The 14,633-nt window shown below is 42.3% G+C and carries 13 protein-coding genes; 2 read left to right on the top strand and 11 right to left on the bottom strand.

From position 1 onward, the window contains the following. Positions 1-11: 11 nt before the first annotated feature. From zwf to DFP77_RS03805, 3 genes are all read right to left on the bottom strand, one after another. Positions 12-1,487, bottom strand: a complete 1,476-nt coding sequence (gene zwf / locus DFP77_RS03815) for a glucose-6-phosphate dehydrogenase (protein WP_114410969.1) — start codon at positions 1,485-1,487, stop codon at positions 12-14. A gap of 20 nt (positions 1,488-1,507) precedes the next feature. Then, complete coding sequence (gene glk / locus DFP77_RS03810; RefSeq protein WP_114410968.1) at positions 1,508-2,482, bottom strand: glucokinase; 975 nt, start codon at positions 2,480-2,482, stop codon at positions 1,508-1,510. A 103-nt stretch (positions 2,483-2,585) separates the two neighbouring features. After that, positions 2,586-3,650: a sensor domain-containing diguanylate cyclase gene (locus tag DFP77_RS03805; RefSeq protein ID WP_114410967.1), complete on the bottom strand. Its 1,065-nt coding sequence runs from the start codon at positions 3,648-3,650 to the stop codon at positions 2,586-2,588. Between the two features lie 312 nt (positions 3,651-3,962). On the opposite strand from DFP77_RS03805, the gene DFP77_RS03800 reads away from it, so the two are divergent. Further along, positions 3,963-4,286 (top strand): hypothetical protein, encoded by a 324-nt coding sequence (locus tag DFP77_RS03800; RefSeq protein WP_114410966.1) that lies wholly within the window; start codon positions 3,963-3,965, stop codon positions 4,284-4,286. Here the strand turns inward: DFP77_RS03800 and DFP77_RS03795 are convergent. Next, the gene (locus DFP77_RS03795; RefSeq protein WP_114410965.1) at positions 4,283-5,311 is read right to left on the bottom strand and encodes a DUF3080 family protein; all 1,029 of its coding nucleotides are present in this window, start codon (positions 5,309-5,311) and stop codon (positions 4,283-4,285) included. The two genes, DFP77_RS03800 and DFP77_RS03795, sit on opposite strands and share 4 nt — an antisense overlap. Here DFP77_RS03795 and DFP77_RS03790 point away from each other — a divergent pair. Beyond that, on the top strand, positions 5,310-5,720 hold the full coding sequence (locus DFP77_RS03790) for an acyl-CoA thioesterase (protein ID WP_114411069.1): 411 nt from the start codon (positions 5,310-5,312) through the stop codon (positions 5,718-5,720). The genes DFP77_RS03795 and DFP77_RS03790 overlap by 2 nt on opposite strands. A gap of 56 nt (positions 5,721-5,776) precedes the next feature. On the opposite strand, the gene DFP77_RS03785 is transcribed toward DFP77_RS03790, so the two are convergent. The 7 genes from DFP77_RS03785 to nusA form a co-directional block, all read right to left on the bottom strand. Then, positions 5,777-6,367: an LPP20 family lipoprotein gene (locus DFP77_RS03785; RefSeq protein ID WP_114410964.1), complete on the bottom strand. Its 591-nt coding sequence runs from the start codon at positions 6,365-6,367 to the stop codon at positions 5,777-5,779. Between the two features lie 162 nt (positions 6,368-6,529). Then, positions 6,530-8,638, bottom strand: coding sequence for a polyribonucleotide nucleotidyltransferase (pnp, locus tag DFP77_RS03780; RefSeq protein ID WP_114410963.1), 2,109 nt, complete (start codon positions 8,636-8,638; stop codon positions 6,530-6,532). 179 nt (positions 8,639-8,817) lie between these two features. Beyond that, positions 8,818-9,087, bottom strand: coding sequence for a 30S ribosomal protein S15 (rpsO, locus tag DFP77_RS03775; protein WP_012068748.1), 270 nt, complete (start codon positions 9,085-9,087; stop codon positions 8,818-8,820). Positions 9,088-9,198: 111 nt separating this feature from the next. Then, positions 9,199-10,125: a tRNA pseudouridine(55) synthase TruB gene (gene truB, locus DFP77_RS03770; RefSeq protein ID WP_114410962.1), complete on the bottom strand. Its 927-nt coding sequence runs from the start codon at positions 10,123-10,125 to the stop codon at positions 9,199-9,201. 9 nt (positions 10,126-10,134) lie between these two features. Next, complete coding sequence (rbfA, locus tag DFP77_RS03765; RefSeq protein ID WP_012068746.1) at positions 10,135-10,524, bottom strand: 30S ribosome-binding factor RbfA; 390 nt, start codon at positions 10,522-10,524, stop codon at positions 10,135-10,137. Between the two features lie 12 nt (positions 10,525-10,536). Beyond that, positions 10,537-13,107 carry a translation initiation factor IF-2 gene (gene infB, locus DFP77_RS03760; protein WP_114410961.1) on the bottom strand — a complete coding sequence of 857 codons (2,571 nt, stop codon included), beginning with the start codon at positions 13,105-13,107 and terminating at the stop codon, positions 10,537-10,539. 26 nt (positions 13,108-13,133) lie between these two features. Then, complete coding sequence (gene nusA / locus DFP77_RS03755) at positions 13,134-14,624, bottom strand: transcription termination factor NusA (RefSeq protein ID WP_114410960.1); 1,491 nt, start codon at positions 14,622-14,624, stop codon at positions 13,134-13,136. Positions 14,625-14,633: the final 9 nt, after the last annotated feature.

Genomic DNA, 14,633 nt, shown 5'->3' with positions numbered 1-14,633 from the left:
TTGTTTAAGGACTAATAGTCGTGCCAATTACGGCCGTCTTTTATAGGCAGAGCCATGGATGCTGCAGGCCCCCATGAACCAGAAGCGTACTCTTTTGGACGCTCACTAGTTTGGCTCCAAGCAGACATAATACCATCTACCCACTTCCAAGCAGCCTCTACTTCATCGTAGCGCATAAACAAGGTTGCATCATTGCGCATCACATCCAACAATAAACGCTCATACGCTTCTGGGCTTCGCTTATCATTAAAGGCTTCTGTCAAACTCAAGTTTAAATCGACAGGCTGAAGGTTCATCCCTTCACTAGCGCCAGGCACTTTATTCATAACAGTCAAAGATATTTTTTCTTCTGGCTGAAGACGAATAATCAACTGATTGCGCTGGAGCTGACGATTGCTCTCGTCACTAAAAATACTATGTGGCACCGCTTTATACTGGATAACAATCTCAGAATAACGCTGACCAAGACGCTTACCCGTTCTCAAGTAAAATGGCACACCAGCCCAACGCCAGTTATCAATATCTGCACGCAAAGCAACAAAGGTTTCCGTTCTTGAATTCGGATTACTACCTTCTTCATCAAAGTAACCTTGAACATCCTTACCTTTAATCATGCCTTTGGCATATTGACCACGAACAGTCTTGGTATAAGCATTTGCACCCGCGATTGGACGCAGCGCCTTTAACACTTTGATTTTTTCATCACGTACGGAGTCAGCATCCATTCGACCTGGAGGCTCCATTGCCACCAAACATAACAGCTGGATCAAATGATTTTGCACCATATCACGCATGGCGCCAGCATTATCATAGTACCCCCAGCGACCTTCCACTCCGACCGTTTCAGATACAGTAATCTGTACGTTATCTATATGAGCACTATCCCATAGTGGTTCGAAAAGTGTGTTACCAAAACGGATCGCCAACAGGTTTTGTACCGTTTCTTTACCTAGATAGTGATCGATACGAAACGCTTGCTGTTCCGTAAAGTTTTTCATCACCTCATCATTAATGGCACGAGAAGAAACAAGATCACGACCAAGTGGTTTTTCTAGAACCACACGCATACGATCTGCGTTTAAGCCATGCGTCGCCAATGAAGAACAAATAGAACCAAATAGATCAGGAGAAGTCGCAAGATAAAATACAACATCACGATCATCACCTCCTACTTGGTGCTCATTCAATCGAGCGAAGTCAGCTTCTTGCTGTGCATCAACAGAAACATAACTCAAACGCTTTTTAAAACGCTCCCATGTTTTGCTGTCACCTATACTTGAAGGCACAAATTCATCAAGTGCCGTACGAATTTTGGCTTGATAATCTTCTGTTGCTACTTCTCTTCTAGAAGCACCAATAATTCGTGTTGTTGGAGCAAGCAAACCATCCATATCTAAATGGTATAAAGCTGGTAACAACTTACGCATTGCAAGATCGCCACCACCACCAAAAATCACAACATCACAGGCTTTCAAACTGGCCTTCATTCTTTACTCTCCAACTAAATCTAGGCTTTCGACACAAGATGAGACGCGTAACATGCACAGCCCATCAGCCCTGGGTATTCAGACATCACAACAAAAGTCGGAATAGGGGAAACAAAATCTTTCATGCGACCTTTATCTTGCATCGCATCACGGAAACCACTTTTAAGAATCGAATTTAAATAGCGAGGCACAATACCACCGGCAATATATACACCACCGCGAGATTCAACAGATAACACAAGGTCACCGATCACTCGACCTAAAAACACAAAAAACTGTTCTAAAGCAGCGGTTGCTACAGGATCATTACCAAGCTTTAATGCATCGCCAATTTCAGGCGCGGTTAACCGCTTTTTAATACCTTCACGAAGAGCCAATGATTCGTATATATTTTCGAGACCCATGCCAGATAAAACACGCTCTGCTGAAACTCGTTTATGGCGCGTACGAAGAAATTTTAAAATATCATCTTCAACATCATTACAGGCAGATAAATCAACATGCCCGCCTTCGCCAGGCAAAACAATATTAGGTCCATTGTCTTGAGGTACGACGCATGATATGCCCAAGCCCGTTCCAGCACCAACCACCCAACAAGCACCTTTTGGATCGACTGTTGAGCTTTCTCCAATGACCACCATATCTTCAGGAGTAAGGATTTCTAAGCAATGTCCAACAGCATCAAAATCGTTTAATAAGGCAACTGCTTTATTATCGCCAAAATAGGACTGCACTTCATCACGAGTAAACTTCCACGGATTATTAGAAAACTGTATCACAGGCTGATTAACTGGGCCTGCAATCGCCAAAACAATAGCGTCTATTCTATCCATACTGATACTGCAGTTTTCTATATAGTCTGCCGCAGCATCAAAAAAATTATCGTAATTTTCACAAGGAAGCACTCTAACTTCTAGAGGCACGTATTGATGAATAGGAACCAAAGCAAAACGCGCGTTAGTTCCGCCGAGATCGGCGATTAAAGCATGGGACATAAACGAACCCTATTTAATTTTTTTGAAATTTTACAACAAAAATGAAGTGAAAAATACCGTAACACCGAAAAAACAAACCCTTAAATGTAATAAAATTACAATTTTATCTAAGCCTGTTTAAAAATTTAAACACCTTTGTCGGCACCAATCTTTTACGGTTATTTTTATAATCATAGAGACGTTCATCTGCGATCTTTAACAGATGCTTATAGTTACTTGGTCTGTCAGATGTAACACTGGCACCACCATAACTAATAGTAATAGGTACAAGGTTAGATTTATACCTTAATGGATTAGATTGTAGATATTCTTGGATAGACTCAGCGATCTGCATAGCCTGCTCATAGCTTTTACCAGGCATGACAAAAACAAATTCATCGCCAGCAAATCGAAACGCCAAGCCCTGCTTGTGCACATACTTCAATAACCGTTTGGCAATGTATTCTAATACCTCATCACCACAATTATGTCCCAACGTATCATTGATCGACTTAAAAGCATCACAATCAATGAACACAGTTGTCAAATCACGTTCCTGCATCTTCGAACGCGCGAACTCACGATCTAACATTAACTCCAATTGTCGGCGGTTTAACAAACCAGTCAAAGGATCTCGAGTCGCCAAGTATTCAAGCTTTTCTCTTGCTGTCACATTACTAAGGCAAATGGAAATTTTGATAGCCAACTGATCAAGTAAGAAGGTGTCTTTTGTAGTGGCATCGTAGCGAGTACTGTCCGAATCAGCCTGACAAAATAACCCCACTAGCTCACCATCAATTGTTAACGGTGAAATAGCAACCGAAGAAATAATATCTCGGTAAACCGAAGGAATAATCTCCCAGCAGCGACTTAAATTTGTATTAACCAAAACCGTCTTATTACTGGATTTAATGATATCAATCATTGAACGACGTCTTGTAAACAATACCCTATCACGAAGATCTGGCATTTTTTCTAGACTCTCAATTAGATGAGACAAAGGGGCCTCGTTGATTAAATTCACCCAAACATAAGGAACATTAAATTGTTTTTGCACTTCTTTAGTCAGAGTCGAAACAAACTGATCACAGCGACCAATCGAAAGAATACAGCGCTCAATTTCAAAAAATTTGCGTGCTATCTCTTCATTGTGTCTAACATTATCGATCAATTCATTAATATCATGCATGCATTATGCCTTACCGCAATCTATTAAAGCGGTTCATTAATTCTATATAGAAGCACCAGATCCCAAAATTATCATTGATCTACTTACATTATAGTACGACGCTTAAATACTTTGAGCTATAGATGGAACAAAAAAGTGATGAATAATCATACAAAATAGTGTTTTCCTACGCCACTTAAGCAAAATTTAACGTCATACTATTTTCCTAACATCACCACCCAATACTACTAAGCCTAAATTAATTGCCTGCTTTCTTTAAGAAAGTATCGTCTTTGCCGATATCTAATCTAAGACTGTTTAATAGGCATACAAATGAATATAAGAGAAATTGTTGAAACGCAGGTCACCCAAAGCAGCAAAGCGGGCCAACCTGTATCTGGCAATGCTAATTTTGCCTTATTAATGAGCTTATTTAATCAACCTGGTCCGTCTATCATGAACACGGACGATGAATTAAGTTTTCATCAACCTCATGCACTAACACGGCCAATGCAGTTTTCTCATAACATTGGTGAGAACCCAATTGCTAACATTGCTCTGTTAAAAGCATTAAGCCAAGAGCCTTTAGCAAACGGTCCTGCTTACCAATATGATGCTGTTGAAAGTTTAGAGCAACAGCTCAGTGTTCGTATCTAAAGATCCCGAACAGAAATAGAGCAACGCTCGAATAATGCACTCCATTCTTTAGCATGATACTGAGAAGCCAACTGATAGTGCTGCCACTCACTGCCCTGTTGCTGCAAAGAAAATTGGCGCGAGAATACAGTCATATCAGAACTTAGCGGCTGACTCACCTCGAACAATTGATTTAATAACGGTAAAACCTGATAAGCACCGCGATTAATACGCCCCATATAAGGCTGAATTTTTTTCACATAGTGCGCCTCAAATTGCTGCTGTAGAAATGTCATTGGCGCACCGCAAACACCTCCATTTAAAGCCTGTACATTTTTTGCGACAAGGTCCAAATACTCCCTTATTCGAGCTAAAGAGTACAACAAACGGCCAGCGTACTCACTGTCCATTAAGACTTTCAGATCGTCTTCGAAAGTACCCGCATCGACAATAGGTAAACTTTGTAAATTGCCACCAATAACCACCAACCTATTCAGTGAATTAAGTAATTCTTGCTGCTCAGCCGTAGAGTAGTTAAGTGGCAGATAACCATTCGACAAACTAAAAAATGCATCACTTTCTGCACCATTAAAAACCGCATTCCCAAACGCTTTAGGCAATTCAAGCCGCTTCGTCTGGGCAACTTGATGCAACTCCTCAGACAATGAATCATTCTTAATGTCGCATGACTCAATTGCACGAATAATATCTAATTCGTATAAAAATCGCTGACTGTCAGGCATTACCTTGCCAAGAATACTGTTTTTTCTTCCAGCAACAGCGCCCACATCACATTTCTGAAGTGAAAGAAAATCCAATAAACCAATATCGAACTGGCTTAAAGTTTGCTGTCGATAACGCGGTGAAGGAAAGCTTTTTGGCATGACAATCGCAGGAGAAGAGACGGACAGCGACTGAGAACGATTTAAATCTGCTATATATTCACTCAAAACGGTTTCAGCTTTAAAGCGAGTATCACAACCACTAACAACAACGAGTATAATAGCAAGCAACAGAATGTTAGAACAAAAAGGTTTTATTAACATGAACAAGCTACTCATCCAAAAACGAGAAGAAATTTCAGAAACACGTGTGGCGAAAATGGTTTTCCCTGGCACAACAAACCACTACGACACATTATTTGGTGGTATCGCTTTACAATGGATGGACGAAGTTGCCTACATTGCAGCAACTCGGTTTTCAAGAAAAACCATGGTTACCATTTCAACAGAACAAGTCGATTTTAAACAACCAATCCCCTCAGGCATTTTAGTTGAACTTATCGCTCGCGTAGTTCATGTTGGCAGAACATCATTAAAAGTAGAAGTGTCTATTTTTCTTGAGCAACTCGACAGCGACAAACGAACAAAAGCCGTCACAGGGCATTTTAACTTTGTAGCAGTAGACAGCAATAAGAAACCTACGCCAATCTTTGACGAAGACGAAAATGCTTAACACCTATTCTAGAAAACGATGGGCGGCAATATAGCCTGCCTCCCATCTTTACTCATTTAATTGGCACGTCGTTTAGCGATTTCAGAGGCTAATTCATCAAAACTCTTTTCAGCTTCTAATTTCTGAAATAAAGCTGCTTCATTTTTCATAGAAGTACGCAAAATATCTTGCGCTACTTTTCCTGCTTGATCCGGATCTAGACCTACCAAAACAACCAAACCACCGCTAGGCGTAGGCATCTGACGAACCACCTTTGAACCAATCAGCTTTTGCTCAGTTACTTGCTTTGTTACCACACTATTCACACGGTCAACGGTTTCAGCATCGCCAGCGCCCGTTGTCTCGACATACTGCTTAACCATATTTTGCAAATCAACACTAAGCACTTGTGCCAACTCAACACGCGCCGCCGTCGAAGCCATTTGCTTCATGTAATTAGGTCCAGCCGCTGATTTTTCGCTATAACCTACTGCAGACAAAGCCACACCTTCAACAGGTGCACCACACACCCAGTCAGGAGCAGGCTGGTTAGAGCCATCCGCAAAAACACAATCAGGAACAGCAGCAACTGGCGCATTCACCACATCTTTGCTACAAGCAGCCAAAAGCATACTAGCAGCCAATAAACCTACAACCTTCATCGTCATGACTTTTTCCTTTATCTAAGTTTCTGAATTACTAAGAGATAAATAGTGGCAAAAAATAACTTAAACATTAAAAACATGGTTGTTATTTTAGTCTATTCAGACTATTAAAAACAAAAAAAGGCGCTATAAATAGCGCCCTTTTACATCAATTTACACTAGTAATTACTCAGTGTAAGCTGCTTTTTCTTCTTCCGTTACATCTTTCATAGAAAGCTTGATACGACCACGAGCATCAACGTCTAGTACTTTAACAATCACGTCTTGACCTTCTGACAAGAAGTCAGAGACCGCACGAATACGCTCTTCAGCGATTTGAGAAATATGAACTAGGCCGTCTTTACCAGGTAAGATATTTACGAATGCACCAAACTCAGCTAGGCGAACAACTTTACCTTTGTAAAGTTTATCCACTTCTGCTTCTGCAGTGATTTCATGAATCTTAAGCAAGGCTGCATCTGAAGCCGCTTTATCTGCAGCGTAGATACGAACAGTACCATCGTCATCTAGATCGATAGAAGCACCTGTCTGTTCAGTGATAGAACGGATTGTTGCACCGCCTTTACCGATAACGTCACGAATTTTCTCAGGATCAATTTTGATCGTCGCCATAGAAGGTGCATTTGGAGAAACTTCTGGACGAGCATAACCGATAACTTTCGCCATTTCACGAAGGATATGAGTACGAGCTTCAAGCGCTTGGCTCAAGGCGATATCCATAATTTCTTCGTTGATACCTTCAATTTTGATGTCCATTTGAAGCGCAGTGATACCTTCTGCAGTACCCGCTACTTTAAAGTCCATATCGCCAAGGTGATCTTCATCACCCAAGATATCAGTCAATACAGCAAAGCCGTCGTCTTCTTTGATAAGACCCATTGCAATACCTGCAACTGGTGCTTTCAAAGGAACGCCCGCATCCATCATAGACAAAGACGCACCACAAACAGACGCCATAGAGCTTGAACCGTTAGATTCAGTAATCTCAGACACGATACGAATTGTGTATGGGAATTCATCTTCAGAAGGCAATACTGCTTGAACACCACGACGAGCTAGACGACCGTGACCAATTTCACGACGACCCACACCACCCATACGACCACACTCACCTACAGAGTAAGGAGGGAAGTTGTAATGAAGCATGAAGCTATCTTTGCTTTCGCCAGTCAAACCATCAGTCATTTGTGAATCACGGCTAGTACCTAGAGTACAAGTTGCAATTGCCTGAGTTTCGCCACGTGTAAACAAAGCAGAGCCGTGAGTTTTGCTTAGCAAACCCACTTCAACATCAATTGGACGAACCGTTTTGTTGTCACGACCATCAATACGAGGCTTACCATCAATTACACGACGACGAACAATGCGTTTTTCTAGTTTAGAGAAAGCACCAGTAACATCCGCTTCTGAGAACTCACCTTCTTCAGTAACTAGCGCAGCAACAGCCGCATCACGAACAACACCGAGTTGAGCGTAACGAGCCATTTTTTCACTGATTCCGTATGCATCTTCGATTTGAGCGGCATAACCAGACTGAAGAGCATCAGTCAAAGAAACGTTTGCCGCATCTGCAACCCAATCCCAGCGAGGCTTAGCGCACTCAGCTGCAAATTCAGTAATAGCAGAGATAGCAGATTGCATTTCTTTATGAGCGTAAAGAACAGCACCTAGCATTTCGTCTTCAGTAAGCTCTTGCGCTTCTGACTCCACCATCAATACTGCGTCTTTAGTACCCGCTACAACCATGTCTAGCAAAGAACCATCTAGATCAGAATAGCTTGGGTTAAGAACGTAACCAGACTCGTCGTTAAAACCTACGCGAGCAGCACCGATAGGACCATTAAATGGAATACCAGAAATAGTCAATGCTGCAGATGTTGCCAACATAGCCGCAATGTCAGCGTCTAGATTAGTGTTAGTAGACATAACCGTACAAACAACCTGCACTTCGTTCATGAATCCTTTAGGAAACAATGGACGAATTGGACGGTCGATCAAACGAGAAGTTAGCGTCTCTTTTTCAGATGGACGACCTTCACGTTTTAAGAAACCACCTGGAATTTTACCAACAGCGTAAGCACGCTCTTGATAATGAACAGACAATGGGAAAAAGTCTTGACCAGGTTTAGCTGATTTAGCACCCACAACAGTAGCAAGTACTTGTGCATCACCAATTGTACAAAGAACAGCACCTGTTGCTTGACGAGCAACGCGGCCTGTTTCTAGAGTTACGGTATCATTACCGAACTGGAAAGTTTTCGTAGTAATACTCACGCGTATTCCTTTTCATTAAAAATAATTCTTCTCCCAAAGACCTCTTTTTAAGCCAGTACTCATATGAACTCTTTTTGCTTTCCTCAATCACAGAAAAGAAAAGTGCATATGAAGTACAGGCTGTCCCTTGGGAGACCAATAAAAAAAGGGCCATAATAACTTATGGCCCTTTCTCAGTCTTAGCGACGCAGACCTAGTTTTTTGATCAAACTAGTGTAACGAGCTGCATCTTTACGCTTAAGGTAATCCAACAACTTACGACGCTGGTTTACCATACGGATTAGACCGCGACGAGAATGATGGTCGTGGATATGAGCTTTAAAGTGACCTTGAAGACCTTCGATGTTCTTAGTCAACAATGCTACTTGAACTTCAGGAGAACCAGTGTCGCCTTCCGCTACTTGAAACTCTTTTACCAACGCTGCTTTTGATTCTGCAGACAATGCCATAATCTTAATCTCCAAATTAATATGCTATTAAAAGTAAAGGATAGCCGAGCATATTTTCAGTTATCCTAGGCCAACAAGTTTAACACTCTTTTTCGCAGAACTCACTGCTATTTATAAAGAGAACTCACTGGTATTAACCAATCGATAAGGGCGAATAGTCGTCCCATTAATCTGCCCTAGTCCTAAGAATCGCTGAGACTCATGATCATACATTCTAATAACCGTCTCATGCTCTAATGAGACTGGGCTTGGAATAGTTCGACCAAACATCATATCCAATGAATCTACTTTTGGTATATCCACTTTAACAAAATGCTCAACCGCCGTATCCATAGAAATTAGATGCGAATCTAACGCCTCATAACCCTGTTCAGCAATAGACTCAAACTCTTCTAACGTCATCATATTTTCCGGCAAATACCCTGCTGTAGAAATACGATGCAATGAATGAAGATGAGCACCACAGCCCAATACCTCTCCAATATCCTCACCAATGGTTCGAATATAGGTACCTTTAGAACACTGAATATCTAAAGTCAGCGTATCTTCTGTTCTTGAAATAAGGGTCAGATTAGAAATGATAACGCGACGGCGTTTCCTTTCGATGACAATCCCTTGACGGGCATACTCATACAAAGGTTTCCCTTCGTGCTTCAAAGCAGAATACATTGGCGGTATTTGCTCTATTTCACCACGAAATTTGTCAAAAACAACCTCAAGCTCGTCATCAGTAAGAGTAGGAATCGGCTCTTCCGTCAATACCTCCCCTTCTCGATCACCTGTGGTTGTTCTCTTTCCCAGCTGAATACAGGTTAGGTAACGCTTATCCGCATCCAATAAATACTGAGAAAACTTCGTCGCCTCTCCAAGACACAATGGCAACATTCCTGTTGCCAAAGGGTCAAGGGCTCCAGTGTGTCCTGCTTTTGCGGCCTGATAAAGGCGACGGACACGCTGCAGCGCTTGGTTCGAACTTAAACCTATCGGCTTATTCAGTAGAACAATACCGTCCACTGAACGCCATGTTGCCTTAGCCATACGAACTTATTACTCGTCTTCGTTACCGTTTTTTGTCTCATCATCACGAATTGCTTCGTCAATAAGAGCAGACATGCGCGAACCATTAACTACACTCTGGTCGTAATGGAAACGCAGATGTGGCATAACACGAAGCTTCACTTCTTGTGCTAAACGACGACGCAAGAACCCTTTGGCACTATCTAATGCAGCCTGGTTCTCAGCCAATACTTCTGGCTGATCATCTTTACCAAGGACGGTATAGTAAATATCCGCATAACCCAAATCTTTTGCTACACGCACTTCGTTGACAGTAACTAACCCTAAACGAGGGTCTTTTACTTCAAACTGGATCAAGGACGCCAGCTCCTTTTGGAGCTGGTCACCAATCCGACTAGTACGACTAAATTCGCCTGCCATGATCTTGCCCTATTAAAGCGTACGCGCTACTTCGACGGTTTCAAAAACCTCGATCTTATCGCCTACTTTGACATCGTTGTAATTCTTCACACCGATACCACATTCCATACCGCGGCTAACTTCATTCACAGCGTCTTTAAAGCGACGAAGTGATTCAAGCTCACCTTCATAAATAACAACATCATCGCGCAATACACGAATCTGCTTGTTACGGTAAACTGTACCTTCGATAACCATACAACCTGCGATCAAACCAAACTTAGGCGAACGGAATACATCACGTACTTCTGCAGTACCCTTGATGTCCTCACGAAGATCTGGAGACAACATGCCAGACAAGGCAGACTTAACATCATCAATGATGTTATAAATAATGCTGTAGTAACGAAGATCGATACTTTCACGCTCAATAAACTGCTTAGCAGAGTTGTCAGCACGCACATTGAAACCAAAAATCACGGCATCAGAAGCTAAAGCCAAAGTCGCATCAGTTTCAGTGATACCACCAACGCCGCTAGAAACGACATTCACTTTTACTTCGTCAGTGTTTAGATCAGTCAAAGACTTAATCAACGCCTCAAGAGAACCACGAACATCTGCCTTAAGAACCACATTCAATGTACGAACTTCATCTTTACCCATTTCAGAGAACAAATTCTCCAATTTAGCAGAATGCTGACGAGCGAAACGTACTTCACGGTATTTACCTTGACGGAAGTTAGCTACTTCACGAGCTTTACGTTCATCAGCAACAACGATGAATTCTTCACCCGCTTCAGGCGTTCCATCAAGACCAAGAATCTCAACAGGAATAGAAGGACCAGCAGAGTTAATTGCCTTACCCGTTTCATCTAATAAAGCACGTACTCGGCCCATTTGCAGACCGGCCAACACAATGTCACCTTTTTTCAAGGTACCATTTTGAACAAGCAAGGTTGCAACAGAACCGCGGCCACGATCAAGACGAGCCTCAACTACAACACCTTTACCAGGAGCACTAGGCACAGCGGTAAGCTCAAGCACTTCTGATTGCAAAAGAATCGCTTCTAGTAACTCTTCTATACCTTCACCAGATTTGGCTGAAACACCAACAAACTGAACGTCACCGCCCCATTCTTCTGGCACAACTTCCTGTGCAACTAGTTCGTTTTTAACACGATCTATATCTGCACCTTCTTTATCAATCTTGGTGATAGCAACAACCATTGGAACATTACCAGCACGTGCGTGCTGAATAGCCTCAATTGTTTGCGGCATTACGCCGTCGTCAGCAGCACAAACTAGGATAACGATATCCGTTGCTTTAGCACCACGAGCACGCATAGACGTAAACGCGGCGTGTCCAGGTGTGTCCAAGAAGCTAACCATGCCATGAGGCGTTTCAACGTGATAAGCACCAATATGCTGAGTGATACCACCCGACTCGCCCGCTGCAACACGAGTAGTACGAATGTAATCAAGCAATGACGTTTTACCATGGTCAACGTGGCCCATTACAGTCACTACAGGCGCACGTTTAATAGATTCACCTTCGTAGTCAATCGCTTCGATCATGTCATTCTCGACTGCGTTCTCGTCGATGAACTTAACCGTATGACCCATCTCTTCAACAACCAAGGTTGCTGTATCACGGTCAATTGTTTGGTTAATGGTCGCCATAGCGCCCATCTTAAACATGATTTTAATTACTTCTGCGCCTTTTACTGCCATTTTTTCAGCAAGATCCGCAACCGTAATACTTTCTGGCAAAGCTACTTCATGAATCATCTTCGCAGTAGGCTTCTGGAAACCATGCTCTTGTTTAGTAGGCTTCTTATTCTTACGACCTAACTTACCGCGGCGAGTAAATTCATCTTCGTCATTCACGTTTACACGTGAACGCTTGTTATCTGGGTTAGCACGACCACGAGGCTTATCTTTATCATTGTCATGTCTAACTGGACCCTTTTTGCCTTTAGGTGCAACAGTCGACTTTTTACTGTCCATTGCTGGTTGAGACACTTTTTTCGGGGTTTTTGGCTGCTTCGGTGATTCCACGGGTTCTGCCGCTCCTATATCGGAAACATACTGCTCCGTATCATTTACCGCGCCAGCATCCGCTACGGCAGGGTTCGCTGCTGCTTCTTGACGCGCTTTTACTTCAGCTTCAGCCTTCGCTTTAGCTGCCTTCTCTTCTTCTAACTTACGCTCGGCTTCTAGACGAGCTTGCTCTTCTGCTGCTAAACGCTCTTGCTCTTCTGCAAGACGTTTCGCAAGCAACTCTTCCTGCTTTTGAGTTTCTTCATCTGCATCATCACGCTTAACATAGGTACGTTTTTTCTTTACAGCAACATTAACGGCTTTGCCGCCATCGCTACGAGACAAAGTACTTGTGGTTTTACGTTGCAAAGTAATACGCTGACTTGTATCGCCTTCTTCACCATGCTGACGCTTTAAGTAATTCAATAGCGCTTGCTTTTCTACTTCAGAGACTTCTTGGCTCGCACTTGTTTGAGGTAAACCAGCGTCTTTCATCTGAGCCAGTAGCTTATCGACTGGCGTATTTACCAATTCGGATAGTATCTTTACGGTTTGAACTGTCATTAAGTTCCCCCTTATGTACTCAGATTTTATTCAGATTCAGCAAACCAAGGCGCACGAGCTGTCAAAATAAGACTCGCTGCACGCTCTTCTGTCATACCTTCAACATCAAGCAATTCATCAACTGATTGTTCAGCCAAATCTTCCATTGAAATTACCCCAATAGAGGCAAGTACCAACGCAAGGTGATTATCCATTCCATCCATTGCTAATAAGTCAGCAGCAGGTTTGGCATCATCTAATTGTTCTTCTGCTTGAAGTGCTTGATTCAAAAGAGCTTCTTTTGCTCGTGAACGAAGTTCATTCACTAAATCTTCATCAAATCCGTCAATATCTAACATTTCTTCCATTGGGATATACGCCACTTCTTCTAAAGAAGTGAATCCCTCATCGACCATCTGAATCGCTAAATCATCATCGATATCTAACCCTGTAACAAAGATATCAATTAGCTTTTGCGATTCTTCTTGCTGTTTCGCTTCAGCATCTTCACTGGTCATAACATTCAAAGACCATCCCGTTAGAGCGGAGGCTAATCGAACGTTTTGCCCATTACGGCCAATCGCCTGAGCTAAATTATCACTCTTAACTGCGACATCCATAGAATGAGCATCTTCATCAATCACAATAGAATCAACTTCAGCTGGCGCCATAGCATTGATAACCAATTGCGCTGGGTTATCATCCCAAAGAACGATATCAACACGCTCACCATTCATTTCGTTAGAAACAGCCTGAACTCGAGCGCCACGCATACCAACGCAAGCACCAATAGGGTCAATACGACGGTCATTCGTCTTAACCGCTATTTTAGCTCTCAAACCTGGATCACGTGATGCGCTACGAATTTCAATAACTTCTTCTGAAATTTCTGGCACTTCAAGGCGGAACAGCTCAATCATAAACGCAGGTGCGTTACGAGATAAAATCAGCTGTGCACCACGACTGTCTTCACGAATCTCAAGCAACAAAGCACGAATTCGATCATTCATTCTGAAGCTTTCACGTGAGATCAACTGATCTTTTGGCAATGATGCTTCTGCATTCTCACCAAGATCAATAATCAAGCTATCTCGAGTTACTTTCTTCACTTGACCATGGACAAGTTTACCCACTTTCTCAGAGTACAAAGCAACCATTTTTGCGCGTTCAGCTTCACGGACTTTTTGTACAATAACCTGCTTTGCTGTTTGTGCAGCAATACGCCCAAAAACTTCAGATTCAACTTCTTCTTCGTAAATCTCACCAATAGCGACGCCAAGATTTTGCTCTTCAGAATCATCAATTGTTAATTCGAAAGCAGGATTAGAATAATCTTCATCCGCAACAATGTTCCATTGACGGTAAGTTATGTAATCGCCCGAACGTTGATCAATAGATACACGAATCAATGCGTCTTCTTCAAAACGGCGTTTGGCAGCACTAGCTAAAGCAATTTCAACGGCTTCGAAAATAACTTGTTTCGGAACATCTTTCTCGTTGGAAACGGCTTCTACTACCAAAAGAATTTCTTTGCTCATCCTTTTAGC

The organism is Marinomonas foliarum (assembly GCF_003337275.1).
Classification (GTDB): Bacteria; Pseudomonadota; Gammaproteobacteria; order Pseudomonadales; family Marinomonadaceae; genus Marinomonas; species Marinomonas foliarum.
The sequence above is the reverse complement of the archived record's forward strand: the minus strand, read 5'-3'. Positions and strand labels throughout refer to the sequence as shown.

Bases quoted from the DNA above. Each gene is read 5' to 3' on its own strand.
- zwf (WP_114410969.1), bottom strand. From the start codon at position 1,487: ATGAAGGCCAGTTTGAAAGCCTGTGATGTTGTGATTTTTGGTGGTGGT.
- glk (WP_114410968.1), bottom strand. From the start codon at position 2,482: ATGTCCCATGCTTTAATCGCCGATCTCGGCGGAACTAACGCGCGTTTT.
- DFP77_RS03805 (WP_114410967.1), bottom strand. From the start codon at position 3,650: ATGCATGATATTAATGAATTGATCGATAATGTTAGACACAATGAAGAG.
- DFP77_RS03800 (WP_114410966.1), top strand. From the start codon at position 3,963: ATGAATATAAGAGAAATTGTTGAAACGCAGGTCACCCAAAGCAGCAAA.
- DFP77_RS03790 (WP_114411069.1), top strand. From the start codon at position 5,310: ATGAACAAGCTACTCATCCAAAAACGAGAAGAAATTTCAGAAACACGT.
- DFP77_RS03795 (WP_114410965.1), bottom strand. From the start codon at position 5,311: ATGTTAATAAAACCTTTTTGTTCTAACATTCTGTTGCTTGCTATTATA.
- DFP77_RS03785 (WP_114410964.1), bottom strand. From the start codon at position 6,367: ATGACGATGAAGGTTGTAGGTTTATTGGCTGCTAGTATGCTTTTGGCT.
- rpsO (WP_012068748.1), bottom strand. From the start codon at position 9,087: ATGGCATTGTCTGCAGAATCAAAAGCAGCGTTGGTAAAAGAGTTTCAA.
- truB (WP_114410962.1), bottom strand. From the start codon at position 10,125: ATGGCTAAGGCAACATGGCGTTCAGTGGACGGTATTGTTCTACTGAAT.
- rbfA (WP_012068746.1), bottom strand. From the start codon at position 10,524: ATGGCAGGCGAATTTAGTCGTACTAGTCGGATTGGTGACCAGCTCCAA.
- infB (WP_114410961.1), bottom strand. From the start codon at position 13,107: ATGACAGTTCAAACCGTAAAGATACTATCCGAATTGGTAAATACGCCA.
- nusA (WP_114410960.1), bottom strand. From the start codon at position 14,624: ATGAGCAAAGAAATTCTTTTGGTAGTAGAAGCCGTTTCCAACGAGAAA.